At 38.4% G+C, this 25,409-nt stretch carries 30 protein-coding genes; 17 read left to right on the plus strand and 13 right to left on the minus strand.

Annotated features, from left to right (window positions below; all coding sequences use genetic code 11):
* Window positions 1–79 precede the first annotated feature (79 nt).
* From N0B48_RS12885 to N0B48_RS12910, 6 genes are all read left to right on the plus strand, one after another.
* Window positions 80–1,003 carry a hypothetical protein gene (locus N0B48_RS12885; RefSeq protein WP_259839198.1) on the plus strand — a complete coding sequence of 308 codons (924 nt, stop codon included), beginning with the start codon at window positions 80–82 and terminating at the stop codon, window positions 1,001–1,003.
* A gap of 1 nt (window position 1,004) precedes the next feature.
* Window positions 1,005–1,832 carry a hypothetical protein gene (locus N0B48_RS12890; protein WP_259839199.1) on the plus strand — a complete coding sequence of 276 codons (828 nt, stop codon included), beginning with the start codon at window positions 1,005–1,007 and terminating at the stop codon, window positions 1,830–1,832.
* A gap of 2 nt (window positions 1,833–1,834) precedes the next feature.
* On the plus strand, window positions 1,835–2,611 hold the full coding sequence (locus tag N0B48_RS12895; protein ID WP_259839200.1) for a hypothetical protein: 777 nt from the start codon (window positions 1,835–1,837) through the stop codon (window positions 2,609–2,611).
* 137 nt (window positions 2,612–2,748) lie between these two features.
* Window positions 2,749–3,924 (plus strand): aspartate aminotransferase family protein, encoded by a 1,176-nt coding sequence (locus tag N0B48_RS12900; protein WP_259839241.1) that lies wholly within the window; start codon window positions 2,749–2,751, stop codon window positions 3,922–3,924.
* A gap of 190 nt (window positions 3,925–4,114) precedes the next feature.
* Entirely contained in the window at window positions 4,115–4,501 is a 387-nt protein-coding gene (locus N0B48_RS12905) for an START-like domain-containing protein (RefSeq protein WP_034731603.1), read from the plus strand.
* Window positions 4,502–4,578: 77 nt separating this feature from the next.
* On the plus strand, window positions 4,579–5,391 hold the full coding sequence (locus tag N0B48_RS12910; protein WP_259839201.1) for an aminotransferase class IV: 813 nt from the start codon (window positions 4,579–4,581) through the stop codon (window positions 5,389–5,391).
* Window positions 5,392–5,471: 80 nt separating this feature from the next.
* On the opposite strand, the gene N0B48_RS12915 is transcribed toward N0B48_RS12910, so the two are convergent.
* Entirely contained in the window at window positions 5,472–6,053 is a 582-nt protein-coding gene (locus N0B48_RS12915) for an N-acetylmuramoyl-L-alanine amidase family protein (protein WP_259839202.1), read from the minus strand.
* 107 nt (window positions 6,054–6,160) lie between these two features.
* Window positions 6,161–6,709, minus strand: a complete 549-nt coding sequence (locus N0B48_RS12920) for a YqgE/AlgH family protein (protein WP_259839203.1) — start codon at window positions 6,707–6,709, stop codon at window positions 6,161–6,163.
* 24 nt (window positions 6,710–6,733) lie between these two features.
* On the opposite strand from N0B48_RS12920, the gene pdxH reads away from it, so the two are divergent.
* On the plus strand, window positions 6,734–7,375 hold the full coding sequence (gene pdxH, locus N0B48_RS12925) for a pyridoxamine 5'-phosphate oxidase (RefSeq protein ID WP_259839204.1): 642 nt from the start codon (window positions 6,734–6,736) through the stop codon (window positions 7,373–7,375).
* A 354-nt stretch (window positions 7,376–7,729) separates the two neighbouring features.
* Here the strand turns inward: pdxH and N0B48_RS12930 are convergent, their stop codons facing one another.
* Entirely contained in the window at window positions 7,730–8,020 is a 291-nt protein-coding gene (locus tag N0B48_RS12930; protein ID WP_034748416.1) for an HU family DNA-binding protein, read from the minus strand.
* A 399-nt stretch (window positions 8,021–8,419) separates the two neighbouring features.
* Here N0B48_RS12930 and panD point away from each other — a divergent pair, with 399 nt between their 5' ends.
* The 8 genes from panD (at window position 8,420) to N0B48_RS12970 (ending at window position 15,987) form a co-directional block, all read left to right on the plus strand.
* Window positions 8,420–8,770, plus strand: coding sequence for an aspartate 1-decarboxylase (gene panD, locus N0B48_RS12935; RefSeq protein WP_034706528.1), 351 nt, complete (start codon window positions 8,420–8,422; stop codon window positions 8,768–8,770).
* Between the two features lie 3 nt (window positions 8,771–8,773).
* Window positions 8,774–9,802 (plus strand): lysylphosphatidylglycerol synthase transmembrane domain-containing protein, encoded by a 1,029-nt coding sequence (locus tag N0B48_RS12940; RefSeq protein ID WP_259839205.1) that lies wholly within the window; start codon window positions 8,774–8,776, stop codon window positions 9,800–9,802.
* 338 nt (window positions 9,803–10,140) lie between these two features.
* On the plus strand, window positions 10,141–10,716 hold the full coding sequence (locus tag N0B48_RS12945) for a TerD family protein (RefSeq protein ID WP_090023695.1): 576 nt from the start codon (window positions 10,141–10,143) through the stop codon (window positions 10,714–10,716).
* 30 nt (window positions 10,717–10,746) lie between these two features.
* On the plus strand, window positions 10,747–11,418 hold the full coding sequence (locus N0B48_RS12950; RefSeq protein ID WP_259839206.1) for a TerD family protein: 672 nt from the start codon (window positions 10,747–10,749) through the stop codon (window positions 11,416–11,418).
* 79 nt (window positions 11,419–11,497) lie between these two features.
* Window positions 11,498–12,136, plus strand: a complete 639-nt coding sequence (locus N0B48_RS12955) for a vWA domain-containing protein (protein WP_034731558.1) — start codon at window positions 11,498–11,500, stop codon at window positions 12,134–12,136.
* 22 nt (window positions 12,137–12,158) lie between these two features.
* Window positions 12,159–13,202 (plus strand): TerY-C metal binding domain-containing protein, encoded by a 1,044-nt coding sequence (locus N0B48_RS12960; RefSeq protein ID WP_090023694.1) that lies wholly within the window; start codon window positions 12,159–12,161, stop codon window positions 13,200–13,202.
* A gap of 38 nt (window positions 13,203–13,240) precedes the next feature.
* Complete coding sequence (locus tag N0B48_RS12965; protein WP_259839207.1) at window positions 13,241–14,470, plus strand: PP2C family serine/threonine-protein phosphatase; 1,230 nt, start codon at window positions 13,241–13,243, stop codon at window positions 14,468–14,470.
* A gap of 2 nt (window positions 14,471–14,472) precedes the next feature.
* Window positions 14,473–15,987, plus strand: a complete 1,515-nt coding sequence (locus N0B48_RS12970; RefSeq protein ID WP_259839208.1) for a helix-hairpin-helix domain-containing protein — start codon at window positions 14,473–14,475, stop codon at window positions 15,985–15,987.
* Between the two features lie 99 nt (window positions 15,988–16,086).
* Here N0B48_RS12970 and N0B48_RS12975 read toward each other — a convergent pair whose 3' ends face one another.
* The 9 genes from N0B48_RS12975 to N0B48_RS13015 all read right to left on the minus strand — a co-directional run bounded on the left by N0B48_RS12975 (window position 16,087) and on the right by N0B48_RS13015 (window position 22,312).
* Entirely contained in the window at window positions 16,087–16,548 is a 462-nt protein-coding gene (locus N0B48_RS12975) for a GNAT family N-acetyltransferase (protein ID WP_259839209.1), read from the minus strand.
* A 53-nt stretch (window positions 16,549–16,601) separates the two neighbouring features.
* Window positions 16,602–17,360: a hypothetical protein gene (locus N0B48_RS12980; RefSeq protein ID WP_259839210.1), complete on the minus strand. Its 759-nt coding sequence runs from the start codon at window positions 17,358–17,360 to the stop codon at window positions 16,602–16,604.
* Between the two features lie 40 nt (window positions 17,361–17,400).
* The gene (locus N0B48_RS12985; RefSeq protein WP_259839211.1) at window positions 17,401–17,922 is read right to left on the minus strand and encodes a 3'-5' exoribonuclease domain-containing protein; all 522 of its coding nucleotides are present in this window, start codon (window positions 17,920–17,922) and stop codon (window positions 17,401–17,403) included.
* Between the two features lie 54 nt (window positions 17,923–17,976).
* Window positions 17,977–19,176 carry a tyrosine--tRNA ligase gene (tyrS, locus tag N0B48_RS12990; RefSeq protein ID WP_259839212.1) on the minus strand — a complete coding sequence of 400 codons (1,200 nt, stop codon included), beginning with the start codon at window positions 19,174–19,176 and terminating at the stop codon, window positions 17,977–17,979.
* Between the two features lie 346 nt (window positions 19,177–19,522).
* Window positions 19,523–19,660 carry a hypothetical protein gene (locus N0B48_RS12995; protein WP_259839213.1) on the minus strand — a complete coding sequence of 46 codons (138 nt, stop codon included), beginning with the start codon at window positions 19,658–19,660 and terminating at the stop codon, window positions 19,523–19,525.
* Window positions 19,661–19,671: 11 nt separating this feature from the next.
* Window positions 19,672–20,262: an NAD(P)H-dependent oxidoreductase gene (locus N0B48_RS13000; protein WP_259839214.1), complete on the minus strand. Its 591-nt coding sequence runs from the start codon at window positions 20,260–20,262 to the stop codon at window positions 19,672–19,674.
* Window positions 20,263–20,338: 76 nt separating this feature from the next.
* Window positions 20,339–21,160 carry a helix-turn-helix domain-containing protein gene (locus N0B48_RS13005; RefSeq protein WP_259839215.1) on the minus strand — a complete coding sequence of 274 codons (822 nt, stop codon included), beginning with the start codon at window positions 21,158–21,160 and terminating at the stop codon, window positions 20,339–20,341.
* Window positions 21,161–21,224: 64 nt separating this feature from the next.
* On the minus strand, window positions 21,225–21,689 hold the full coding sequence (locus tag N0B48_RS13010) for a GNAT family N-acetyltransferase (protein WP_259839216.1): 465 nt from the start codon (window positions 21,687–21,689) through the stop codon (window positions 21,225–21,227).
* Window positions 21,690–21,691: 2 nt separating this feature from the next.
* Window positions 21,692–22,312 carry a TetR/AcrR family transcriptional regulator gene (locus N0B48_RS13015; RefSeq protein ID WP_259839217.1) on the minus strand — a complete coding sequence of 207 codons (621 nt, stop codon included), beginning with the start codon at window positions 22,310–22,312 and terminating at the stop codon, window positions 21,692–21,694.
* An 88-nt stretch (window positions 22,313–22,400) separates the two neighbouring features.
* On the opposite strand from N0B48_RS13015, the gene N0B48_RS13020 reads away from it, so the two are divergent.
* Window positions 22,401–22,535: a hypothetical protein gene (locus tag N0B48_RS13020; RefSeq protein ID WP_259839218.1), complete on the plus strand. Its 135-nt coding sequence runs from the start codon at window positions 22,401–22,403 to the stop codon at window positions 22,533–22,535.
* On the plus strand, window positions 22,535–22,870 hold the full coding sequence (locus N0B48_RS13025) for a hypothetical protein (RefSeq protein ID WP_259839219.1): 336 nt from the start codon (window positions 22,535–22,537) through the stop codon (window positions 22,868–22,870). The genes N0B48_RS13020 and N0B48_RS13025 overlap by 1 nt, the downstream gene beginning before the upstream one ends.
* A gap of 138 nt (window positions 22,871–23,008) precedes the next feature.
* Here the strand turns inward: N0B48_RS13025 and N0B48_RS13030 are convergent, their stop codons facing one another.
* Window positions 23,009–25,378, minus strand: a complete 2,370-nt coding sequence (locus N0B48_RS13030) for an outer membrane beta-barrel family protein (protein ID WP_259839220.1) — start codon at window positions 25,376–25,378, stop codon at window positions 23,009–23,011.
* Window positions 25,379–25,409: the final 31 nt, after the last annotated feature.

A 25,409-nucleotide genomic window follows, 5' to 3' on the forward strand; every position in this document is an offset into this window, starting at 1 on the left:
TAATTTTCCACGAAGATTGGTCTTTAAATAATAATATTTTATACATTTAATACACCTAGAATGATAAAAAAATTTAAAAATGAAAATCAACTATTTCCTCTTGGTCCCTATACTTTGCTTTATAGGGATTAACGCACAGGTTGGGATTGCAAAAGCACCCGGCTTTCAACCTGACGAAAGAACACTTCTTCATGTAAAACAAGACAACAACGCGGCGCGGATGCCCAGGTCCAACACAGCAGCAGTTCTGCCAACTTCTGCTACGGGTACCACTGGAAACGGGACTCAAAGTTCCATTATCTTCAACAGAGAAACCGGAAGTATGGTACAGAACGACGGAACAACCTGGAAAATATCAGATCCCATCGTGACAACTTTGAAGAACAACAAGATGGCACGTTTTATAAGAAGCGCTGCCATCACTGCAGATTGCGGAACCTGCGGATTGGGATGTGGAGGTGTCAACCGGCTTTGTCCACAGGCCGGAGGAGCAATAGATGTTCCTTTTACAAGTACCAGCCCAAGTTATAATGATATGACAGCAGATGTCTCGCTCGCCGCTGCTACCAGTAATATCATTAATATCAAAACAAAAGGACTGTATAAAATCTCCTTTAAAAGTGGCGCGATTGATGTGAAGACACCGGCTCTCTGTGTAGGCGTAACCATTAATCTATACTCAAAGGTTGATCTGGAAACCAGTACAGCAGCAGCTCCCACTACCTGGAGACCTATTACCAACAATTCGACAAGCTCTACCAGCGGAGCACTATCCTTAGGAAGCTTATCACCGGGATCTATTGATGTAGGACAGTCATTGGTTCTTACGTATATAGGCAGTTTTGATGCAGGTGATAATTTACGCCTTAGGTTTTATGGAAACCAGAACATTGGAACAGGGGTTTGTACCGGTATTATTGGAGGGAATGTATTGTCTTTTTCAATGAATACCACAGGAAATGCAGTGTCAGAAATTATTGTCGAAAAAATAAATATGCAATAAGATGAAAAAGATCATATTAATTGTAGTGCTTTTATTTCAATATGGCTTAAACGCACAGGTAGTGATTGGTGACAACATTGCCAGCAATCAGAATATACTCAAAGTAAAAGATGGAACAAAAGGAGTAATCCTTCCATATTCTACGACCTTTACTGCTTTTCCCAAGTATGACGCTGCATCATCAGATCTCTTTAGTGATTATCCCAATCTTGTAGGAGGTCTTATCTACAATAAAGCGGATGACCAATATTATAAATATGACGGTTTTGCCTGGAATCCAGCAAGACAGATACAGGGAATTTTTCAGCCTAAAGGTTCAAGACTGGGCATTTCTTCAGGAATTACCATCCCTTGTTTAGCTTTTGGCCTTGGAATATGTCTTTCTCTGGGCGCTCCGGTTTATCTTGCACCGGACAATAAAAGCCAGGTGCTTGTGGATAATTTACTTCTGAAAAATGCAAGCTCAGTGACCGTGAAACAAAACGGAATGTACGATATAGCAGCCGCTCTTGGTTTTACAGGAGGCAGTGTGGGCGCTCAATTGGGAGTTACCGAATTTAAATTAACATTACAGGTGAAATACACGCCGGCTTCAGACTGGGAAACCATCATTACCAAGACGAACTACTCTCTGATATTTATCATCGATACCCAGGGAAGTAAAACATCCAGTTTTGCACAAACCGTATCCTTGCCTGCAGGTGCTGAGCTGAGAGTTGTTCCTACGATAACAACGGTTGGAGGTTCAGGAGGATCTCTGTCTGCTTATGGGACAGATAGCAATTCTATAAATTCATATATCGGAGCACGTTTAATTAAAGCCTACTAACAATGAAAAAATATATATTCTGCCTGTTCATGTTTTCATTAGCTATGTACAGCGCACAAGTCAATTTTACCAATATACCCAATCCTGATTCCAATGCGAATGGTAATGATCAGGTGATGATGTATATCACCAATACAAGTGAAGCGACAGGAGTCAAAGGTTTTGGCTTACCTGCTGTCGAAACCCCTACAGATTTGCCTAACACGGGCGTAAATGCACCCGCAACCAGAATAGAAGCATTACGCGGAATGCTCCTGTTTGTAAAAAGTACAGGCGAGGTAATGGTTTTTGACGGGCTTGTTTGGAGCAAAGCTTTTGAAATAGAATCTGATAACATTTCCAGATTTGCAATAAATCCGGTCAACACCAGTTCAGGTTCTGTGATGCTTCCCATAAATTCTTTGATTGATAAGCCTAATTTTTTAGCGGACCCGTTAAAGCTTAAAACCAATACAGCAACAACCGGTGCAGATCTGAACAGACTTTATATCCGTCAGAGCGGATTATACAGAGTGAATGTGAACCTTAATTTTACAGGAGCAGCCGGGGCATTTAGCAGCAGATTAGGAGCAAGCTTATATGTCAACGATGCCAAGAGATTTCAGCTTTTGGAAAATACAGTGAATTTCGATGGTACAATTCGGAAAATCAGCTTAGATTTCTCAGTGTATATCGTTCAGGGACAGTACATCACCCTGGAAGCGATTTCGGAACTTGGAGGTACAACTGCCTATAACGTGATTAGTAACAGCTTTGTTACGGTGGAAAAAGTACTTTAAATCAACCTTCAACTTTTTATTATTTATATTAAATTGCCCTTGAGATCATCAGGGGTGATTTTTTTTATTCCCGGCAGATAATTTCTGCATGTGCTGAATCTTTTTTAGCTTTGCTGAAAATTTTCGCAATAATGGAGATGCACAAGGACTTTTTTATATATCAGGCACAGACCACAAAATTTGCAGCAGGTTTTGAAGTTGAAAAAGCAGAAGGAAGCTATATCTACGGAACAGATGGAAAAAGATATCTGGATTTTGTAGCCGGGGTTTCTGCCAATACTTTGGGACACTCACATCCTAAGGTGGTGAATGCCATCAAAGAACAGGCAGACAAATACCTGCACGTCATGGTGTACGGAGAATATGCACAGGAAAAACCCATCGCTTTATGTAAACTTCTTGCGGAAGCTACTCCTGATCCTTTGGAAATCACTTATCTGGTGAACAGTGGAGCGGAAGCGATTGACGGAAGTCTGAAACTGGCCAAACGATACACAGGAAGAGAAGAGATTGTTTCCTTTAAAAACTCATACCACGGCAATACGCACGGGGCTTTGAGCGTATCAGGAAATGAAACCCATAAAAGAGAATTCCGCCCATTATTGCCAATGGTCAGCTTTATTGAATTCAATAATGAAAATGATCTTCATCAGATTACTGAAAAAACAGCGTGCGTGATTCTGGAAACCATTCAGGGAGCAGCTGGATTTTTAGTTCCGGAAGGGGATTATCTGATTAAACTGAAAAAAAGATGTGAAAAAGTAGGAGCACTTCTTATCCTGGATGAGATCCAGCCTGGATTCGGAAGAACCGGGAAATTATTCTCTTTCGAACATTTCGGAATTGTTCCGGATATTCTTGTCATGGGCAAAGGAATGGGAGGCGGAGTGCCGGTAGGTGCTTTTATGAGTTCCAGAGAAATTATGGAAACATTGTCACATTCCCCTAAATTAGGACATATCACAACGTTTGGAGGAAACCCTTTGATTGCAGCAGCTAGTCATGCTACATTGAAAGAAGTTCTGGAAAGCGGACTGATGGAAGAGACAAAGGAAAAAGAAAAACTGTTCAGAGAACTTCTGGTTCATCCGAAGATTAAAAACATCAACGGAATGGGGCTTATGCTTGCCGTTAATTTAGGAACACCTGAGTACACCCTTGACGTAGCCAAAAAATGCATGGAAAAGGGCCTTATTGTCTTCTGGCAGCTCTATAGAAATGAGTATATGAGAATCTCTCCACCGCTTACGATTTCTTCAGAAGAAATCAGACAGGGATGTCAGATCATTCTGGATGTTCTAAACGAAGATTAAATGATACAGTCTCTCTACTCCGGAGAGATTTTTTTATGCACTACATGGTATTTTTTCTGCTGAAAATCATATTCGGCAGAGTTTTAAAACCAGTGATAAATATCATGAAGATTCTTTAAAAAAGTAATTGCTTTTTTGTGTAATAAAAAAATTAATTTATATATTGCGGGACGATAAAAACAAAGATTATATGGCGAAACATAAAGTCCATTACGAATTTCCAATGCATTGTTTATCAGAGATTTTATACGAATATCTGGCAACGGCTGAGGGGCTATCTGAATGGTTTGCGGATGAGGTTACAGAGAAAGGCGATGATTTCTTTTTTAGCTGGGGCGGAGGACCTGCCGAAAAGGCCACTTTGATTAGATATAAGCCGGAAGGTTTCGTACGTTTCAGATGGGAAGAAGATGAGGGGACTAAAAATTTCTTTGAAATGACTATCACAATAGACGATATTACAGAAGATCTGGCTCTGAATATTACAGATTTCTGCGAAGAAGGTTCTGAAGAAGAGAATGCATTGTACTGGGAAAACCTGATAGAAAACCTTAGAATAAAATTAGGTGCGGCATAAGCCGGACGCTATTAAATGGTAAAACTGATGAACGATTTATCGTTCATTATTTTTTTATAAATAAATCACATCAAAAATTGGAAAATCAATATTTTACATCAGACGGATTAAATGTAAAGAATAGAGCGTTCCTTTTGGGCGACGCAGTGAAGGTTTCTTTCTTTGTAAGAAACGGAGGACTGATCATGGATGAAGAATGCTATTTCTTCCTGATGGCTTCCATGAGAAAGATGAGAATGAACATTCCGCTTACCTATACGCTGGAATTTTTTCAGACCCTTTTTCATAAAGATGTTATCGATGGTAAAGGAATTAAAAACGGAATTATCAATTTTCAGGTTTTCAGAAATAATGATGCTGTCACGGTTTCAAAATCTTCAGTGTCCTATTTTTATGAAGTAACGGAATCCGATGATGTACTTACCGTTCATCAGAGACCTCTGGAAATGGACCTTACCAAGGAAATCAATGTCAATAATAATTTATTGAGCAATATCAGAGTTCACTGTCCTGAAAATATTTACGGAGGTATCTACGCGGAAGAAAATGATCTGGATGATGTGATTTTGCTTAATCCCAATAAAAGAATTGCACGTACCACTTCAGGAAATCTATTGTTTCTGGAAGGAAATGTGATCAAAGTTCCCAAGCAGTCCGAAGGAGCATATATTTCTCCTTTAATGGAAAATTTTGTGACTTTCCTGCATAAAAATAATCTTGCAGATATTCAGGAACATGAAATTATTGCTTTTGAATCACAAAAAGCCGAAGAGATTTTAATGATCTCCGACGAGAAAGGTGTATTTTCTGTAGGTAAAATAAGAAATAAGACTTTTGAAAGCTCCCGTTTTATAGAAATGGTGGAAGGCTGGAAAAATAGTTTTCAATAAATTGACAAACCCGGTAAACAACAAAGTACCCAAGTCCTTTACCGGGTTTTATTCTGAATAATCAGAAATTGTTTCTTTATTTAGTATTCACGGATAATATCTGTGAATTTTTGTGCGATTTCTTTCTGTCCCTTTTCGCTGGTAACATACTCTCTATCCTTGGTATTATTCATAAATCCAAGCTCTACCAGAACCGCAGGTGCTTTCGTCTCTCTCAGCATGTGGAGATTGCGTTCCTCGACTTTGGCAACATCAAATTTCTTTGAAATTTTTTCAGCAAGCTTTTTTGAATTTTCAGTATTCTGAATATATACCTCAGTTCCCTGTTTTGGAGTTTCCTTCTCAGGATTGCTATTCATATGAAGAGAAATAACGATCTCCGGATTCAGCTTATTGATCATAGCTGTTCGCTCCTGAAGAGTAGGATAAGCATCGGAATCTCTGGTGAGAATCACTTCATACTGGTCCTGATTTTCATTCAGCTTCTTGATCTCTTTAGCAATATTTACAGTGATCTCTTTTTCGGAGACTTTCCCATACACAGATCCCATGTCATTTCCGCCATGTCCGGCATCTATAACGATGTATTTTTTGTTGATTGGGGTAAAAGATAGAAATGAAGCAGAAAAGGCAGAAAAGGCAAGTAGTTTGAATCCTCTCATGGTAGTGATTTTTGGTTGTTCAAATAACGTGAATTCTTTCTTTAAAATTGGTTAACATAATCTTAAAGTTTGTTAATGTTTTCACAGTGTATCAAAAACGAATTCAGTTAGTTAAGTGAAATATCTTCAGGTGAGTTGGCCCAAAGCAGATATTCCCCGCCCAGGTTCTGCATAATTGATTTCCAAAGGGTATGGTCATTGGGAAGCGTATAATCCAGATTATAGACATCTACTACCGTCCAGAGCTTTTTCTGAACTTCCTCATCCAGCTGTCCGCCGGCCCATCCCGAATATCCGGAGAAGATTTTTACATCATGAATGCTCAGTTCCTTATTCAGGACTGCACTGATGATGCTTTCAATATCTTCTGTGATATAGAAATCCTTGCTGATCTCAGAATAGATCTCGGTTACCTTCTTTTCCTTAACGATAAAAAAGACCTTATCGTTTTCTACAGGTCCGCCGTCATAGACCTCTATTTTGAAGTCAAAAAAGTTTTTGAACTTACTACTCATCTGACTGTTTTTCTTGTTCAATATCAATCCAAAGGCACCGCTTTCGTTATGCTCAACAATCAGCACGACGGATCTCGAAAAAATATCGCCGGAAATGTCAGGGGTGGAAATTAATATTTTACCTTTGTATGAGTAATTCATACTCAAATTTAATAAAAAATATTTATGGAAAACCTGCACGACAAAAGAAAAGTGTATGAGAAATCCCAACTTATTGAAAGTGAGATAAAACAAAATCCCATTGAACAGTTTAGAGACTGGTTTTTGGACGCCAGCAACAGCCCGACGGTCTCTGAAGCCAATGCCATGGCGGTTTCTACCTTAGAAGAAGACGGATGTCCAAGGACGAGAATGGTGTTGCTTAAGGAATATACCTTCGAAGGGTTTATTTTCTATACCAACTACGACAGCAGAAAGGGAAAAGCCATAGAAAACAACCACAAAGCCTGCCTTCATTTTTTCTGGCCAAACCTCGAAAGACAGATTATAATCAAAGCCGATCTTGAAAAAATAGCTGAAAACCTCAGTGATGGATATTTTCATTCAAGGCCGAAGGGAAGCCAGCTGGGAGCAGCTGTTTCTCCACAAAGCCACGTAATTCCGAATAAAGAATATCTGGAAGAAAAATTAAAAGAACTCGAAAAACAATACGAAAACAGCGAAGTACCAAGACCGGCCAACTGGGGCGGATATATTGCAAAACCTTACGAAATTGAATTCTGGCAGGGCAGACCCAACCGTCTCCACGACAGGATTATTTATCAGTTGGAAGATTTGGACTGGAAGATTTCACGATTGGCTCCATAGGGATTAGAAGCTAGAAATTAGAGATTAGAAATTAGAAGGTGAATGCCGGAAGATGAGAGTCTGATGGGAGCATTTGGACTTGTAGCGCTTCTTATTCGAATTGATTCATATCTGATTAAATCTACTTTGTAAGTACAAAAAAATATCATTTACATTCAATAGGAGCGGGCTTTCAATTTCCAGGCATTCCAACGGCTTCAGCCAAAACCTAAAAATTAAAACAATAAGAATTGGAAAATAATATCTTCCAGATTCTGCTAATGACACAATTTGTGGGTGGCTGAGGTTCCCGAAGCCACCCACAAAAAAAGCCGCTTCCTAAAAAACGGCCTTGAATTTTTTTAATCTGAATGATTATTTTTTCTTGACACCAGAAACTGCATTAGATAAATCAGCTCCTGCTTTGAATTTAGCAACTTTTTTAGCAGCAATTTTGATCGGTTTTTTAGTTGCAGGGTTGATACCTTGTCTAGCAGCTCTCTCAGCTACTGAGAAAGTACCGAAACCTACTAAAGAAACTTTTCCGTCTTTTTTCTTTAAAGTAGTAGTTACATTACCAATGAATGATTCTAAAGCGGCTTTAGCTGCAACTTTAGTGATTCCTGCATCTTTTGCGATTGCGTCGATTAATTCAGACTTGTTCATAATTTTTAATATTAAAGTTAGTTCGTAATTATAGCAAATATAATACTATTTTCTAATTGTGCAATTATTTTATTAAAACTTATAAAATTTTTTTGCTTTTCGGTGAAAACAGTTAAAATATGATAATTTGACTTTTCACGTAAAATCTACGTTACGGCTCACTAAAATCATGCCAAATGCTTATGAGTATTGACTTTAGCAAAAAATTAATATTATTTACTCCATTTATTAAATCCTGAATTTCGTACAAACTATTAATATTTTTAAGGATATGTTTGTAGAATTTATAAATAATGCCTTGAAAACTTGTGTAATATAAAATTAAATAGCTGGGTTTGTGGGAGTTTTAAAATGATTTCAAAAGACCGATTTATTAATTTTTATTAATAAATTTGCAGTATGTTAATAGAAGTTTTCAAGTCTAAGATCCATAGGGTACGGGTTACGGCCTCAGACCTTAATTATATTGGGAGTATAACGATCGACGAAGATCTTATAGAAGCTGCCGGACTGGTAGTGGGAGAAAGGGTCTATATCGTCAATGTGAACAATGGAGAGCGTTTTGATACCTACGTTATCAAAGGGAAAAGAAAATCCGGAGAAGTGTGTCTGAATGGGCCTGCTGCAAGAAAAGTACAGCGTGATGATATCATCATTATTATTGCTTATGCGCAGATGACACCCGAAGAAGCGAAAGTCTTCCAGCCGAAAATTGTTTTCCCGGATGAAAAAACAAATCTTCTAACCTGATCCATGGAGAAAAAATCAAAGAATCCTTTAAAATCAATTCTAACAATAGTAATATCGCTTGCTTTTGCAGGCTTTTTTTTATGGCTTGCCTTAAAAGGGCTTGATTTTAAAGTGATTCAGGCATCTTTGGCCAGGGCCAATTATCTTTGGGTACTTTTTGCATCTGTATTTGGTATTCTGGCTTATTGGTTCAGAGCCGTGCGTTGGAATCTGATGCTGGAGCCCATGGGACATAGGATTTCAAACTCAAATTCACTTTGGTCTATATCATTCGGGTATCTGATGAATCTTACCATCCCAAGAAGTGGTGAACTGGCAAGAGCTACCGCTTTATATGGTGTGGAAAAAGTTCCGGTTGACAAGTCTTTCGGAACCATTATTCTGGAAAGAGTAGTAGACCTTATATGTATGATGGGTTTTCTGGGACTGACGCTGCTTTTTAAATATGAAGCGATTTTGTCTTTTTATGAAAATTCAGGTGTTAATATTAATTCTAACAAGGTATTGCTGGTTCTTTTGATACTGGCTGCAGGTACAGTGGGATTCTTTGTATTTAGAAAGAAACTTGCAAACGTTCCGTTTTTAGGAAAGATCGTGAATTTTATTGACGGAATTTTCGAAGGACTGGCGACCATATTTAAACTGAAAGAAAAAGGGAAATTCATTCTGTATACATTAGGAATATGGATTTCTTACTACTTTGCAGCTTATCTTGTATGTTTTGCCCTTCCTGAGACCTCCAATTTTACCATTGCTGACGGCTTTTTTATTATTGTTGTCGGTACTTTGGGAATGATTATTCCTGCCAGTGGCGGGATCGGAGCTTTCAATCTGGCGATGAAGTTCGGTTTTATGGCGCTTTTTATTTCAATGGGTAAAAGTGCTGAATTAGGTGGCGAAATGGGATTGACCTACTCATTTATTTCACTTCCGCTTCAAATTACCATTATGCTGGTCATGGGACTGATCTCTATTCCAATGCTGGCGAAAGCAAGGGAAAAAGCAGTTTCCGATCAGGAATTTAAAAATTAATTTTACAGATTTTTTTTAATCTATATAAGTCCGGTTTTTTAACCGGGCTTTTTTTATGTCGAAACCTATTAAAGAATCTAAACTTTAATCTAATGAAAATTTTTATTTTGACATCACAAACCTTATAGGTTTTTAAAACCTATAAGGTTTAATTTCCCCCACGTATAAGACAAAACGGGGAGACTAATTCTTTAACGCTAATATCTAATGTTAAAACCCTATTAAAATTAAACATTTATCTTGGTGAGCACACGCCATTTATTTTTTTATCAATAAATTTGGTCAATTCACAAATCAAATTTATCTTAAACAAAAAATAATTAATAATCTAAAACACTATGGCAATTAATTTACAGAAAGGACAAAAGATCGATATTGGGCTGACAAAAATGACGATAGGACTGGGCTGGGACCCGAATGAAGGGACAGGTCTCGACTTCGATCTGGATGCTTCTGCCATCATGATTGATTCCGACAGAAAATTAATAAATGAGGAATGTTTTGTTTTTTATAATAACCTTCAGTCTCCCGATGGCGCACTGACCCATACAGGAGATGATCCCAGTGGTAAAAATAGTGACGGTGACGATGATGAGGCGATTATTGTAGATCTTGAAAAAGTAGATCCGAAAGCGGAAGAAATACTTTTCGTGGTCACCATTGAAGATTTTGAAAGAAGAAAACAAAACTTCGGACAGGTGAGAAATTCATACATCAGAATTGTGGATAACAGCACCAATCAGGAGATCGCAAAATATGAGCTGGATGAAGATTTCTCTATTGAAACCGGAGTAGAATTCGGAAGACTGTACAAAAGAAATGGAAGCTGGAAATTTGAAGCTTCAGGAATCGGTTACAGAGCGGATCTTGCTTTCTTCCTTGAGAAATACTACAAAGGACAGATCATTAAATAATTATATTTTCAAATACACAAAACGATAACTATGGCAATTAATTTACAGAAAGGTCAGACGATTGATTTAAGAAAAAATGACCGTGGAGAAAATGTTTACGATCTTTCAAAAGTAACGATCGGTTTAGGATGGGATGTCAGAAAGCAGGGCGGTTTCTTTGGAAAACTGTTTAGTAAAGAAGCGGAATATGATCTTGATGCCGTTGCATTTCTTTTAGATGGAAACGGTAAAGTAGCCAATCTTGGAAAAACCGTACAAACCAATGAAGGAAGACAGATCGCACTGTATCAGGGTGATGTGGTTTTTTTTAATTCCATGCAGCATCCAAGTGGAAATATATGGCTGACCGGAGACAACAGAACCGGTGCCGGAGATGGTGATGATGAGCAGATCATCGTGAAACTTGACCAGCTGGATGAAAGCTATCAGAAAATATTATTCCTGGTGACTATTTACCAGGGAAAACAAAATAACCAGCATTTCGGAATGATTGAGAATGCCTTTATCAGGGCGGTGGATGCGAAAGGTAAAGAGATTACAAAATACAGCCTTTCAGGCGATGCCAGTATGAATGGAAAATGTGCGATGGTTTTTGCCGAAGCTTACCGTCACAATGGCGACTGGAAGTTCCGTGCGATAGGAGAACCTCACCAGACGGATAACTTTATTGAAATCCTGAAACAGTACGCGTACAGCAATTAAACCTGAATATTGATCAAACTAAAAAGCCGGCAGGAAAGTTTTCAACTTTCGCTGCCGGCTTCAGAATTAACACCATACCATGAGCAGGAGATTATTAGCATACTTTTTACTGGATACTTCAGGTTCCATGAACGGAGAACCCATCCAGGCACTGAATAACGGATTTAACGGGCTGATAAGCATGCTTCGGGCAGATCCCCAGGCGATGGACAGCCTTCATCTGAGCGTGATCACTTTTGACCGTGAGGTTAAAAATATCATTCCGCTGACCGATCTGGCCAGTTTTTATCCAATGGAAATCACTTGTCCGGACAGTGGACCCACCCATACCGGGGCGGCATTAGAGATGGTTTCGGAACTTGTGAAGAAAGAACTGATCAGAGGTTCTTCAGATGAAAAAGAAGACTGGAGACCATTACTGTTTATATTTACCGACGGCAAACCATCCGATATCCAGAAATACAGACAGATGATCCCTGTGATCAGAGATCTGGAATTTGGCGCTATCGTAGGTTGTGCTGCAGGTCCAAAAGCAGATGAACAGTTCCTGAAGGAGCTTACAGACCATGTTGTAAAACTGGATACCACTGATGCGATCACGCTTTCCTCATTTTTCAAATGGGTAAGTTCATCCATCACGATGGGAGGAAAATCGCAGGGAACGGGAGAAAGTACACCGCTGCCTCCGCCGCCGTCCGAGCTTAATATTATTATCTAAATCACTTGTCTTACTATACATCATGAGAAGACTTCCCATTTATTTTTTAGTCGATGTCTCCGAATCTATGGTTGGAGAGCCTATTGAGCAGGTACAGGAAGGTATTGCCAATATCATCAGAGATTTAAAGAAAGATCCGTATTCACTGGAAACGGTCTATATTTCCATTATAGGTTTCGCGGGAGAAGCTGAGGTCATCACGCCGCTTCAGGATATCATCAGTTTTTATCCTCCGAAGATCCCGATTGGAAGCGGAACGTCGCTGTCTCAGGGTCTTATTAAAGTGATGGACTGCATAGACAGGGATATTGTGAAAACGACTTACGACAGAAAAGGCGACTGGAAACCGATTGTTTTTCTTTTTACAGACGGCGTTCCTACCGATGATGCCACAAAAGCAATTGAAAGATGGAACAATAAATACCACGGAAAATCCAATACGATTGCCGTTTCGATAGGAGAAAATACTAATTATAAACTACTTGGGACATTGTCTGACAACGTTTTGCTGTTCAATAATTCTGATGAAAATTCGTATAAAGAATTTTTCAAATGGGTGACGGATTCCATCAAAACAACCAGCCAAAGTGTTACGGAAGCCAATAAAGAAGGAATTAATCTTTCCAAAATTGATTCTATTATTCTTGAAAAAGTAGATCCTGAACTGGAGCAGAAGTTTCCGGACAATAATTTTGTTGTGTTAAACGGGAAATGCTCAGAAACGGAGAAACTGTATTTAATGAAGTTTAAAAAAACATTCGCCGAATCGAGCATACCGGGAATGTCTACAAGATATTACAGACTGGATGGAGCCTATAAAATTGACGAAAAATCATATTACAGGCTTTCCTCTTCCCAGAAAAATAATCTTAAAATTTCTATTGAAGAACTTCAGGGAGGGACATCATGTCCTCACTGTGCCAATCCCATCGCATTGGCAACCTGCTCATGTGGCGGAATTCACTGTCTGAAAGGAGAAGGGTACAACAAATGTCCATGGTGCGGAACTTCGGATTATTACGGATTTTCAAGCGAAGGATTTGATATTAACCGAACTTTGGGATAACGAAAGGAAATCCTACTGCCGAGACCTAACACAAAACCATGGAAAAAGCTGTTATTTACAGAGAAAAAGAAGAATTTAAAGAAGTTCATCTGGTGCTTAAAAATGCCAGTTCAAAGCAATTCTATGAATACCGTTTTGAGCTGGATGACTTTCCGAATATAAAGATTAAAAATATCGCCAATCTTCAGGAGACAGGACTTACTTTCGAAAACAATACAATATCCGGAATTCCGTATGTAAACAGTGTTCATGACCTGGATATTGAATTCTATCATGTCGATGATGAAAACAGTACAGAGATTAAAAAAGTGCATCTGTTCATCAATGCAGACCCGAAAGATCTTTGGAAGAACATTCCATCTGACACCAACGATGTCTATCATAAACCTGATGAAACATCTTACAAAGGAAAATTTCTGGATAAAAAAATCACCGTTGTATCGAAAAGAGGACGTTCCCATGCTCATGAAGGAAAATTCAGGGATGATGATTTTGCCGTAAACGAACTTCCCGGAGGCTGGAATATTGTTTCAGTGGCAGATGGTGCTGGTTCTGCTGTTATGGCAAGAGAAGGTTCAAGACTGGCAGCCGTTTCAGTGAACAGTTTTTTCAATTCGGAAGAAATTTTAACCAGAATCGAAAAAAATGTTGAAATCATTTACAATGCATCTGATTCATCAAAAGAAATACAGTCCGAAGCCAGAGAAAATGTCCTAAAACTTCTGTATGAAGGGGTTTTGGATGTATATCATGTTTTGGATCAAACGGCAGCAGAACATTCATTTTCTATAAAAGATTTCCATACAACACTGATTTTTGCATTAACAAAAAAGTTTGATTTCGGTTATGTCATTCTCACTTTCGGAGTGGGAGACTGTCCGATCAACCTGATCAGTCCGGATTTTTCTGAAGTAAAGCTTCTGAACCAGATGGATGTTGGTGAATTTGGCGGTGGAACCCGTTTTATCACGATGAATGAGATCTTCAGCGATGATCCGGCTTCAAGATTTGGAATAACCTGCGTCAATGATTTTTCCTATCTCGTACTGATGACGGATGGTATTTACGATCCAAAATTCATGACAGAAAACAAGCTTGAAGATATTGAAAGCTGGAAAACATTCTTTAATGATCTGGCCGGAAACAATGATGACCGGACGAAAGTAGATTTCATTAATGATACCCATATTGATCAACAGCTTCTTACCTGGACCGATTTCTGGAGCCGCGGAAATCATGATGACAGAACACTGGCCATAATCTATTAAACATGAAAAAAACCGTTAAAGTTGCTTCTATTCTGGATACCGCAAAATCCTATGAATACGTAGATGAAAGCCCGATCAGAGGCGGTGTGAAAGATGTCTATTTTTCGCCGGAAAGGGAATATGTGGTGGCGTTTTACCGGACTCCTCTGGATGCTGGACAGAAAGAACGTATCATGAGAATTGTTTCTACTTATCTCGGAAATATACGAAACGGGAATTCATCAGATTACTTTCTGAATGAAATATTCAGATGGCCGTATGATATTGTAGAAAAAAATAAACTGACGGGAATTGTGGTTCCCATTTACCATAAAAAATTCTTCTTTGCAAAAGGCTATATCGGATCAGATAATATTCAGGGTCAGGATAAAGTCGGGAAATGGTTTACTGCTCCAATGTTCAGGAATCAACAGTATCCGCTGAGGCTGGATCATTCGGAACTGGGGGATTGGCTGAGCTATTTTCAGATCACCATTAATATCAGCCGGGGTGTGAAAAAGCTTCACCAAATGGGATTGGCGCATTCCGATCTTTCCTATAATAATATTCTGATAGATCCGGTGACGAAATCTGCCTGTATTATTGATATAGATGGATTGGTTGTTCCGAAACTCTTCCCACCGGAAGTGATTGGAACGGCAGATTTTATTGCTCCTGAAGTGTTAAAGACCAAACATCTGAGCATGCAGGATCCGGGAAGGCATCTGCCTAACCAGAAAACTGATCTTCATGCATTGGCAGTGCTGATTTATATGTATCTGTTCAGAAGGCATCCTTTGAGAGGAGGAAAAATATGGGATCTGGATTCCGAAAAAGATGAAGTGATTTCGATGGGTGAAAAAGCTTTATTCATAGAACATTTTCAAGATCCATCCAATCAGGTGAAAGCAGATCATCTCAGAAAATGGGACGCATTCTGGGGCGATCCTCAGAAAATTCCTTTTACGGCTGCAGGGCCCTATCTTTCCGAACTGTTTAGAAAAGCATTTATAGACGGGCTTCACGATCCGATTCGACGTCCAACCGCCAATGAATGGGAAACCGCCCTGTTAAAGACCGCTGATCTGATTCAGCCCTGCCACAATCCGGAATGTACCGAGAAATGGTACGTCTTCGACAACAGAAGCAATCCGAAATGCCCTTTCTGTGGAACTTCACACCGGGGAACACTTCCTGTACTGGATCTGTATTTTAAGTTCGATGATGAGGTCTGGAAACCTGAAAACCACAGATTGATGGTTTATAACAACCAGTATTTATTCAAATGGCACGTTTCAAGAAAGGTCATCAGAAATGAAAATCTTACGATGCAGGATAAAATGCCTGTCGGATATTTCACTTTTCATGAGGGAAGATGGGTGCTGGTGAATCAAAGCCTGACTTCGATGAAAGATGTTACGGAACAAAAAGAGATTCCACCCGGATCTATGGTGGAACTGACGGATGGAAAGAAAATACTTTTGTCTGCCGAGGAAGGCGGGAGGCTGATCTTTGTTACTTTAGCGAATCAATCATAAAAAAATTACGTGGGTGGGGCTTCGAGAGCCTCAGCCCCCAGAAATATTTGTCATCAATGAACTTGTTGTAGATGATGATTACTGTTAAGTAAGTATCCTCTAAAGGTGGCTGAGGTTCTCGAAGCCACCTTGAAATTCCATAAAAAAAGAATGCTCATCCTCATTCACAGTCTTAAATCCCAGACTGGTATATAAATGTTGAGCCTTATTGGTTTTTAATACGCTTAAGACTACTGTTTTTCCTGCTATCGAAGCTTCCTTGAGAATATCTGTTAAAATCGTTTTTCCGAGCCCTTTACCCTGTTGGGCAGGATCTATCTGTAGCTGCAGAACTTCCGTTTTATCATCGGCTCTGTTGATCTTCAATAATCCGGCTGGTTCATTGTTTAAAAGGATGATATGGGCCTTGTCGAACTGATATTGGATTCTCTTAAGTGTTGTTTCTTTATCCGTTGGAAGATTGGAATCGGCGTAGTGCGGATTCATGGTTTTTATTCTTAGATCAAGAAGATAATCGATATCGTTTTCTGAAGCTTTTCTGTAGGTGATCGTCGTGTTCATAAGTTGTATAGGAGATCCATTTTTTGAGCCGGATCGTTGTTATCCGCCAAGAATTAATAGGAATCTAAGATAACGATTCTTGGATTTTTTTCCACATCAATTCTCAGTTTCATTTCGATGGACTGTTTAAAAAAAGCATAGGCATAGTAGATGGCCTGTGCATAAGGACCTTTCTCATCAGCCGAAGACTCCTTTATAAAATCACATTCCCTTTCAATTTCTTTAAACAGGATTAGATTGTTTTGATGGTCTGTCGTTATACGCCGGATGATGTCCTCTTCACTTTTTGTAAAGTCATATTCATAACCGTCCAATTTTTTATCTAAAATCATTTTCATCAAAAGAATCATATAATCATTGAATTTTAAAAAATCTGTTGAATCCATGTTAACGCCACCATCATTATTCCCTGATTCATAATTCTCCAGTTCGTAAATGGGGAAATAATGGGTGTAGTTTCCATATTGAAACATATAGCTGGTACAAACTGTTGAGGTAGGAAGTTCATACAACAGGATAAGCCCATAATGGTCATACAAATCCCCGAGATGTTTTTCACTTGTGGCATAATTGCTCCCTGTATATTCTGAATATACCTCTTCACTGAGAAAAAGATTGATCTCAAACAATTCATCGGCTGTGATGGTATTGATGTCACATTTGACCTTTTCCAGTACTTTTTCAAAGGTGATATCATAGTTTCCAATTTCTTTTTTTCTGTCTTCAAGAAAGGTTTTAAATGTTCTGGTGTGGAATTTTTTGTGCTGCAGATCCTCATAGAGACGGACAGACGCCTTCTCCTTATCGAACATATAAATTTCAGTATTTCTTCCCACGCAATTGTATAATCAACTATTTTAAACCTATTTTCAGACCCATTTCTTTTTTCATATACAGCAAAACTTCTGCATTTCCTTTGGCATCGTCTACAGGATGATGCGTGTGTTCTGTTTTACGGAGATGTTTCCATTGGGCAAAAGTGTCTTTTTCCAGCCCGCAATACAGGTCAGAAAGTCTTCTTGATGAATAGCCGAAAGGATTTTTTCCGGTAAAATGATGAAAATACCAGCAGATAAACATCCAGTCGAAACCGTTATTGTCACTGATGAAAATAGGTCTTCCTTTGGAGTTTTTCTCAATCCATTCTTCAAATGCCAGCATCACTTCTTTTGGGTCATCAAACTGCATCGTTTCCTCCCTGCTGAAGCCCGAAACAGCCAAAGCATCAGGATTGAATTTTTCCGAAATAGGTTTCAGTTTTCCGTAGAAAGTAGTATCCAGTTCCTCATTCACAAGGACTGCACCAAAACAGATCATCGAGAAATCTCCGGGAATCGGACCATCCGATTCAATATCGACCATAATATAGCTCATCACTTTTATTTAATAAAACGAATATATTGAAAATTACCTCACGAATCTGAAGATTTAAACGAGTTCAAAAAAATCTCTTCTTCCTATTTTTACCTTTGTCTGTGGGAGTAATTCAATCTCTTCATCAGGATCCGTTATTTTGATATGATTAATCTGAATGCCTCCGCTTTGGATCATTCTTCGCACCGCTGATTTGCTGAGGTCACTTTTAAGCGCACTGCAGAGTTCCACCAGTGTGATCATGTTTTCTTTATAATGAAGTGAAGTCAAAGAAACGGGTTCATAGACTTTCTCCTCAGAATTTTTGCTTTGAAACTGACTGCTGAAAAATTCTTCTGCAAGCTCTGCCGCGGCACGATCATGGTATTGAGTAATGATGTTTTTAGCGATCAGTTTCTTAATGTTCATCGGGTTTTCGCCGTTTTGTAATTTTAATTGTAAATCAGCCTTTTCCTCAGTAGAGAAATCAGTAGCAAGTTCAATAAACTCATCAATAAGACTGTCCGGGATCGACATGGTTTTTCCAAACATATCATCAGGTTCATCCGTCAGTCCGATAATATTGTTTAGTGATTTGCTCATTTTCTCTTTACCATCAAGACCTTTAAGAAGAGGCATGCACATCACCACCTGTGCTGACATCTGATGGACTTCCTGAAGCTGTCTCCCCATAGTACAGTTGAAAAGCTGATCTGTTCCGCCCATTTCAATATCACATTCAATCTGTACAGAATCGAACCCCTGAAGAATTGGGTATATAAGTTCATGCATTGCAATAGGCGTGTTTTCTGTAAACCTTTTATTGAAATCATTTCTGTGCATCAGTTGAGCTACGGTGACTTTTGACATCAGCTGAATGACCTCTGAAAAATTCAAGGCATCCAACCAGTCGGAATTAAAGACAATGTTGGTTTTTTCCACATCAATAATCTTCGAAAGCTGATTGATATACGTCTGGGCATTATGATTGACGTCTTCAACACTTAACGGTTTCCGGGCCTTGTTTTTTCCGGTCGGATCACCAATTCTGGCCGTAAAACTTCCAACTACAATCATGATCTGATGTCCTAGTTCCTGAAACTGTTTCAGTTTTTTAAGCACGACAGCATGACCCAGATGCAGATCAGGAGCGGTAGGATCAAATCCCAGTTTGATAACTAATTTTCTGTTCTCCTGTTCCGCCTGTTTAAGTTTTTGTTCCAGACCGTTTTCCGGTAGGATGATGGCTGCATTTTCTTGTAATGTATTGATCATAATGATTGGGTTTTTAAAACAAAAAAAGCCCGGACAATGCTGTCCGGGCTCTATATATAAATTTGATTATTCTTGTTAAATTACAGATATAGAAGTCTTCCCGAACGGTTCGTCGGGGAGTAATACGCACTGAAAAAAGGAAGACGCAATATGCTGTTTAAATGTTTCATTGATAATGTAAATATAAAAGCTTTTTGATGATAATCCAATATCTAAACCATTAAGACCCGCTGTAAAGTTCCATATCAGTTAAGATTTGTAAAAAACTTACTGTTCTTAACATTTTATCAGTCCTAATGGTTTAAAATAAAGGTTTCAAAAACAATTTTACTTATCGCTCTTGAAGCTAATTCCATGCCATAAATCCTTCATAAGCAAAATAAAGAATCGTTATAAATAATGTGTATTTAATGATTTTTTTGCTCAGCTTATAAGTCCTGAATAATAGAGGTCTGACGGTCTGTCTTGCTGCTGATTTTTCCATTTTTATTAATTTTAAAGGTTAAAAACCGGCTGGGAATAGGTATTTCTGATTTGTTCTTTCCAAATGTCCACTTCCCCGGAAGATGCTTTATCAGCTTTATCAAAAAAGAAGTGTTGGATGATTTCAAAGCCGCTGTACAGGAAAATCCCGTTGTCGGAAGTCAGAGTAAGTGCTTTATCCATTCCCATACGTTCATATTCCTCGTGAGACTTTCCGTGGGTATTGATAATGACTGCTTTTTTCCCTTTTAACAGTCCTTTCTGTACACCCTGATCATAGCGGTACGCGAAACCATAACTAAAAACCCTGTCAATATACCCTTTGATGATCGCAGGCATTCCGGTCCACCAGATGGGGTAAATAAACGTAATCTGTTCGGCCCAGGAAATATAATCCTGTTCTGTTTTTACATCGTCTGCAATTTTCCCGGCAAACTGCCCCTGCATATCTTCGAGTGAAAAAACGGGATCAAATCCTATTTTGTTCAGATCTCTTATCTGTATGTTGTGGTTGTCTTTTTCCAGGCTTTCAATAACGGTTTGAAGCAAACGGTTGTTCAGGCTGTTTTCATTGGGATGTGCGTAAATGATTAAATGTCTCATCGTTTTTATTGTTTAAATTAATGAGACAAATGTAGAGCAGCAGGAACTGCAAAAATTGTAAGAAAACGAAATGGAATCAGTCTGATCCGGAACGGCAGATATCCTTCTGGAACTTTACGTATTTAGAAGGAGAAATATTAATGAAATGTTTAAAATCATGGATGAGCTGGCTCTGATCATAATAACCGCATTCATTAATAATCGCGAACCATTCGATCTTATTGCCACTTTCCTGTTCTTTTTCGATGAGGGTAATTGCTTTGAGAAAACGGCTGTATCGGGAGAGCTCTTTGGAAGAATAACCAAACTGTTTTTTCTGCTTCAGCTGGATGTTTCTCTCACTTTGGCGAGTCTGTTCGGCGATGGTTTTTACAGGGTTCAGACTGATGTTTTCAAAATTGCTCAGCAGGCGGCTTGTCTCATCCTGATCCTGAAGATAAGGACGGCAGAATTCAAGAATATGAGCAGTTTTTTCCTGTGGAGAAGCGAAATCAGAGATCTGATGCCAGAGTTCCGTAAAACAATTGTCCTGCAAAAGTTCATCGGGATGAGTGCCCTGGCTGGAGATCATGGCTTTTCCAAAGAAACGGTAAAAAGCATCGTCTTTAAAATTAGCCACCAGAATAGAACTTCCCGCTGGCAATGTATAATCAAAGGCTTGTCGTACAGGTCCCAGCACAACACATTTGTCCACTTCTGCCTTTGTATTTTCCTGAGTGGTCATAAAAACATTTTCCCCAAAACAGAATAGCATAATTGTTTGATAGGAGGGAAGCAGGGTTTTCGTCACAGAATCGGAAGAGCTGTTTTCAGCGAAATAAAAATGCGTGAATACACTTTCAAATTCCTGTGGAACTGATATTTTGAGCTGGTGATATTCCGGGTGTAATTCCTGCATGGTAAAGATTTTTTAGTAAGTCAATGGTGAATTTTGCTTCGCAAGTACTTTATAACTCATAACTCTAATTTAATTCTTTCTCCATTTTATAGTTGGTAAGATCAATTCCTTTTACATTGACGGTTTGCTCTTTGATGACTTTAAAACCCATTTTTTCAAAGAAAGGTTTAGCTGTTTTACTGACATCGGCTGCCAATGTTTTTTCCTTCCGGACGGTGGCTTCCTGTTCTATAAAGATATACATTTTCCGGGCAATTCCCTGGTTTTGAAAGTCCTTATGAACGAAAAGCAAATCAATATAATTTCCCTGATCGAGGGTGCAAAATCCCGCCATTTGACCATTTATTTTAGCTACAATCACCAACTGACTGTCAATTACCCCGAGCCATCTTTCATCATTTTCCGCCCCGGATTTCCATACATTGATCTGATCGCTGCTGTAATCGTTTTGGCAGACCGTCGTAACGGTATCTGTAAAAAGTGTGCGCATTTCTGCAAGATCGCCGGGAGTTCCTTTTCTGATGATCATGATTAGCTGATATATTTTAATTCGTAAAGTTTCTGTTGATCTTCCGTAAGCAAAGGATAAAAAAGATTCATCTGAATCAGTGCATAATGCTTTACCGCTTCATCTTTGTTGAGTTTAAAAGAAAGACTGTTGTGGATCAGCCAGTTGTCTGCGATGATAAAGATCTGTGTGGTAAGACTTCCCAGGATAAAATCTGGAATATCGCTTCTGAATATATGATCTTTCTGAAAACCTTCGAAAATTTCCCTGAACTCATCTTTTCTGGTGATGTTAATAGATTCATACTGGGATTCAATGACTGGAATTTTTTTTAGAATATCAAAGAAATTCATGAAGATAAAACGGAAAGAATAGAAAACCTCATACGTTGAAAAAGTAAAATGATAAAGGTCTTCCAGTGTTTTGTTTTCTATTTTTCGGAGATCATTCATTAAAACATCCATTTTAAGGATCAGTTCAGAAAAAAGGATCTTAATAATATCTTCTGAATGCTTAAAATGATAATGCAGATTTCCCGCACTGATGTTCAGATCGGCTGCAATATGCCTCGTGGTGATATTGTTGTAGCCTTTTTCATTGAATAACTCCAATGCTTTTGATAATATTTTATCCTTGGTTTTCATGATCCAAATATAAGAGACTTTAAATCATATTTCAAAATTAGAACATTTGTTCTAATTTTTATATCTTTGCCTTATCAAATTTACCGGGATGGAAGGAAAAAAAATATTCAATTATGAAACTGCCAAAAATAGTGACTCTAAAAAAGGAAAAGAGGTACAGGAAACGCTGGTGAAAATCCTGCAGATCATCATCGGGTTCATCATGGCCATACTTCATATGTGATGAAAAATAAAATTTCCTACTGGTTTCTGCTGGGACTTGCCGTCTGGCTATTGATTATTTTCCTGAGAAGAAAGGGAATTGTTATTCCGGTGATCAGCAATCATCTGACTGATTTTATCACGGTTCCCATGTACGCTTATCTCATTGAATATTTGATGAATTATATTCTAGGCTATCACTGGAAACCTGATGTAAAATTTATTCTGTCTTCAACATTCTACCTTTCGATTTTGTTTGAAGTAGTCTGTCCGATGATTTCAGAAAGATTCACAGGAGATATTTTGGATGTTGTGGCTTATCTGGCTGGAGGGATAGTGTATTATTTTATGAAATGAAGGTTTTTGCATTTCACCAAACCATAATGTAAAGCAGAAGACCAGCAGAAGTCCTGTATAGATCAGGAGACTGCAGGTCAGTATTTTTTGTTGCAGCATGGTCAAAATATATCTGCTTCTAAAATTATAAAATAAAGTTTAATTTCCTCCGCCTGCCCGCTTGGATTCTTCAAATTTTACTTCTTTCGTAGCTCCTTTCACATTATTGTTCCCGAATTTATACGTTACGGAAAGATAGAGGTTTCGGGTGATGCCTTTACTGTAGTATTCTACGTCATAGTTCGGATAATATTCTATTCCTTTGTTTCGGTTGGTGTTCAGAATATCATTCACATACAAGTTGATCAGAAGTTTTTTCTCCATCAGATTCAGTTTCATTCCGGTATAAACGGATGTATTGGCAAAATAATAAGTATTTCCGTCTCTGTTCGGGAGATTGCTCCAAAGTCCCAGCATTAAAGTAAGGGTCTTGCTTTTATTCAGGAAGAAATTATTATCAACATTAAAATTGGCGCTGTATCCCTTTGGTGCAGCTATTGCCGTTGGATCATAAGATTTTGTTTTGGAATAAAAAGCATTCACAAAAACATTGGATTCCAGCCATTTCAGCTTGTTGTAATTATAGCTGATATTGATTCCGGTCTGATCTTCATTAAAGAAATTTTTTACAATACTGTATTTCGATTTCCCTTCCACTACCTGAATTCGGTCCCAGTCATCTTTGGTTTTGTTATAGTACAAAGTGACATTAAAATTATTATTTAAGACATATCCGAACTCCATATTATCCGAGAACGACGGCAACAGATAAGGGTTTCCAGTACTGTACTCAAATTCTGAAACATAAAATTTAAACGGATTCAGATTTCCGAAGTACGGTCTTGAAATTCTTCTTGAATAATTGATGGAAAACGCGTGATTTTCGTTCGGCTTATAACTGATGTAAGCCGTAGGGAAAAGTTTCCCGTATTTGATTTTCGCGGAAGAATCATCATTCATGGAGATTCCTTCCAGACTTGTATATTCATAGCGAAGCCCTGCCTTGGCGTCCCATTTATCATTGATCTTAAAATTGGCTGATGCATAAGCCGCGTAGTTCTGTTCGTTGTAAAAGAAAGTATTCGTTCTTTTTGTGTTAAGAATATACTGATCATTCTCAATGTTGAAGAAATTAAATTCAGAATCATTTTTGATCTTCGTATACTTCAGTCCGGCTTCTGTTTTAATCTTACCAAAATTCTTCTCAAGATCTGCCTGACCGGAATAAATTCTGTACTCACTCACCGGATTCGCAAAAGTGGAAACGATGTCTGAAGTAATGGTATTATAGAAATTCCTCGCATTGGAATTATTGAGCATCATATTCGCGGTTAAGCTTAGCTTACTTCCCGAAGAATCAATTTTCACATCATAAAACGCACTGGCATTATGAATATTTCTGCGGTTTCTGTTATTGAAATTTGACGCAACATCCAGATAACCGTCTTTGTCAAAGATACTAGCTTTGCTTTCGCCCCTTTCAATCGGATTACTGAAAGAATAGTTGTAATTGAATCCAATCAGATTTTTATCATTGATTTTATATTCACCCTTTAAGCCACCTCCTTTATAGCGATAATTGTTGATGTTGGTACTGTTTGTTTTCCAGTAATTATTGTCTGTAGTTCCGGTAAGATAATTATAAGAACGGTTTTCCCAATAATTGTCACCGATAGATAAGTTGCTGGTAATCGAAAGTTTTTCTCCCTGGTAATTAAAAGTAGCGCCACTTCTGGTGGATGTCGTAGGTCTTCCCCAATAAGAACTTCCCGAAGTCTGAATAGAACCGTTCCAGCCCAGACTCGAATTTTTCTTAAGGACAATATTGATCAGTCCGCTTTTTCCTTCCGCTTCATATTTGGCAGGCGGTGTGGTGATCACTTCTATTTTTAGAATATCGTCTGAACGGATGGTTTTCAAATAATTGATAAGCTCCTGGCCATTCAGATTCAAAAGTCTGTCATTGATCATGACAGCGACATTACTTTTTCCGGCGATACTGATCGCATCATCCGTGGCACGAACCATTGGGGTTTTTGCAAGCGCTTCTACGGCATCAATTCCCTGTGAAGCTACAGAATTTTCTACATTGAAGACCAGTCGGTCTACCTTTCGTTCAAATAATTTTTTTCTGGCAGTAAGAGTGACTCCTTCCAGTTTCTGCTCTACCGGAGCCTCTTTCAGTTGAATATCTTTTTTCGAATTTCCTTTTACGGTAATAGTTTCACTATTGGTTTTTACCCCGTCTCTGATAATTTCAAGAATATAGTTTCCATCTTCTTTTAATGGAATTTTAAACATTCCGTTCTCGTCTGTGATTGCTGAAAATTTGGTGTCCGCTTTTGTGATGAGGACCTCAGTTTCCGGGGCAGGTTTGTTCTGCAGGTCGGTAACTTTTCCTTCTATGCTTTGCGCGAAAAAGTAAGTGGATGAGACAAGACTTAAAAGAAGAATAATCTTTCGGTTCATGGTTTGCTTTTCATATATAACAGTTCACCAG

Origin of the sequence: Chryseobacterium herbae (genome assembly GCF_025154075.1) — a bacterium.
GTDB classification, from domain to species: Bacteria; Bacteroidota; Bacteroidia; order Flavobacteriales; family Weeksellaceae; genus Chryseobacterium; species Chryseobacterium herbae.

Bases quoted from the DNA above. Each gene is read 5' to 3' on its own strand.
- N0B48_RS12885 (WP_259839198.1), top strand. From the start codon at position 80: ATGAAAATCAACTATTTCCTCTTGGTCCCTATACTTTGCTTTATAGGG.
- N0B48_RS12890 (WP_259839199.1), top strand. From the start codon at position 1,005: ATGAAAAAGATCATATTAATTGTAGTGCTTTTATTTCAATATGGCTTA.
- N0B48_RS12895 (WP_259839200.1), top strand. From the start codon at position 1,835: ATGAAAAAATATATATTCTGCCTGTTCATGTTTTCATTAGCTATGTAC.
- N0B48_RS12900 (WP_259839241.1), top strand. From the start codon at position 2,749: ATGCACAAGGACTTTTTTATATATCAGGCACAGACCACAAAATTTGCA.
- N0B48_RS12905 (WP_034731603.1), top strand. From the start codon at position 4,115: ATGGCGAAACATAAAGTCCATTACGAATTTCCAATGCATTGTTTATCA.
- N0B48_RS12915 (WP_259839202.1), bottom strand. From the start codon at position 6,053: ATGAGAGGATTCAAACTACTTGCCTTTTCTGCCTTTTCTGCTTCATTT.
- N0B48_RS12920 (WP_259839203.1), bottom strand. From the start codon at position 6,709: ATGAATTACTCATACAAAGGTAAAATATTAATTTCCACCCCTGACATT.
- pdxH (WP_259839204.1), top strand. From the start codon at position 6,734: ATGGAAAACCTGCACGACAAAAGAAAAGTGTATGAGAAATCCCAACTT.
- N0B48_RS12930 (WP_034748416.1), bottom strand. From the start codon at position 8,020: ATGAACAAGTCTGAATTAATCGACGCAATCGCAAAAGATGCAGGAATC.
- panD (WP_034706528.1), top strand. From the start codon at position 8,420: ATGTTAATAGAAGTTTTCAAGTCTAAGATCCATAGGGTACGGGTTACG.
- N0B48_RS12940 (WP_259839205.1), top strand. From the start codon at position 8,774: ATGGAGAAAAAATCAAAGAATCCTTTAAAATCAATTCTAACAATAGTA.
- N0B48_RS12945 (WP_090023695.1), top strand. From the start codon at position 10,141: ATGGCAATTAATTTACAGAAAGGACAAAAGATCGATATTGGGCTGACA.
- N0B48_RS12950 (WP_259839206.1), top strand. From the start codon at position 10,747: ATGGCAATTAATTTACAGAAAGGTCAGACGATTGATTTAAGAAAAAAT.
- N0B48_RS12955 (WP_034731558.1), top strand. From the start codon at position 11,498: ATGAGCAGGAGATTATTAGCATACTTTTTACTGGATACTTCAGGTTCC.
- N0B48_RS12960 (WP_090023694.1), top strand. From the start codon at position 12,159: ATGAGAAGACTTCCCATTTATTTTTTAGTCGATGTCTCCGAATCTATG.
- N0B48_RS12965 (WP_259839207.1), top strand. From the start codon at position 13,241: ATGGAAAAAGCTGTTATTTACAGAGAAAAAGAAGAATTTAAAGAAGTT.
- N0B48_RS12970 (WP_259839208.1), top strand. From the start codon at position 14,473: ATGAAAAAAACCGTTAAAGTTGCTTCTATTCTGGATACCGCAAAATCC.
- N0B48_RS12975 (WP_259839209.1), bottom strand. From the start codon at position 16,548: ATGAACACGACGATCACCTACAGAAAAGCTTCAGAAAACGATATCGAT.
- N0B48_RS12980 (WP_259839210.1), bottom strand. From the start codon at position 17,360: ATGTTCGATAAGGAGAAGGCGTCTGTCCGTCTCTATGAGGATCTGCAG.
- N0B48_RS12985 (WP_259839211.1), bottom strand. From the start codon at position 17,922: ATGAGCTATATTATGGTCGATATTGAATCGGATGGTCCGATTCCCGGA.
- tyrS (WP_259839212.1), bottom strand. From the start codon at position 19,176: ATGATCAATACATTACAAGAAAATGCAGCCATCATCCTACCGGAAAAC.
- N0B48_RS12995 (WP_259839213.1), bottom strand. From the start codon at position 19,660: ATGGAAAAATCAGCAGCAAGACAGACCGTCAGACCTCTATTATTCAGG.
- N0B48_RS13000 (WP_259839214.1), bottom strand. From the start codon at position 20,262: ATGAGACATTTAATCATTTACGCACATCCCAATGAAAACAGCCTGAAC.
- N0B48_RS13005 (WP_259839215.1), bottom strand. From the start codon at position 21,160: ATGCAGGAATTACACCCGGAATATCACCAGCTCAAAATATCAGTTCCA.
- N0B48_RS13010 (WP_259839216.1), bottom strand. From the start codon at position 21,689: ATGATCATCAGAAAAGGAACTCCCGGCGATCTTGCAGAAATGCGCACA.
- N0B48_RS13015 (WP_259839217.1), bottom strand. From the start codon at position 22,312: ATGAAAACCAAGGATAAAATATTATCAAAAGCATTGGAGTTATTCAAT.
- N0B48_RS13020 (WP_259839218.1), top strand. From the start codon at position 22,401: ATGGAAGGAAAAAAAATATTCAATTATGAAACTGCCAAAAATAGTGAC.
- N0B48_RS13025 (WP_259839219.1), top strand. From the start codon at position 22,535: ATGAAAAATAAAATTTCCTACTGGTTTCTGCTGGGACTTGCCGTCTGG.
- N0B48_RS13030 (WP_259839220.1), bottom strand. From the start codon at position 25,378: ATGAACCGAAAGATTATTCTTCTTTTAAGTCTTGTCTCATCCACTTAC.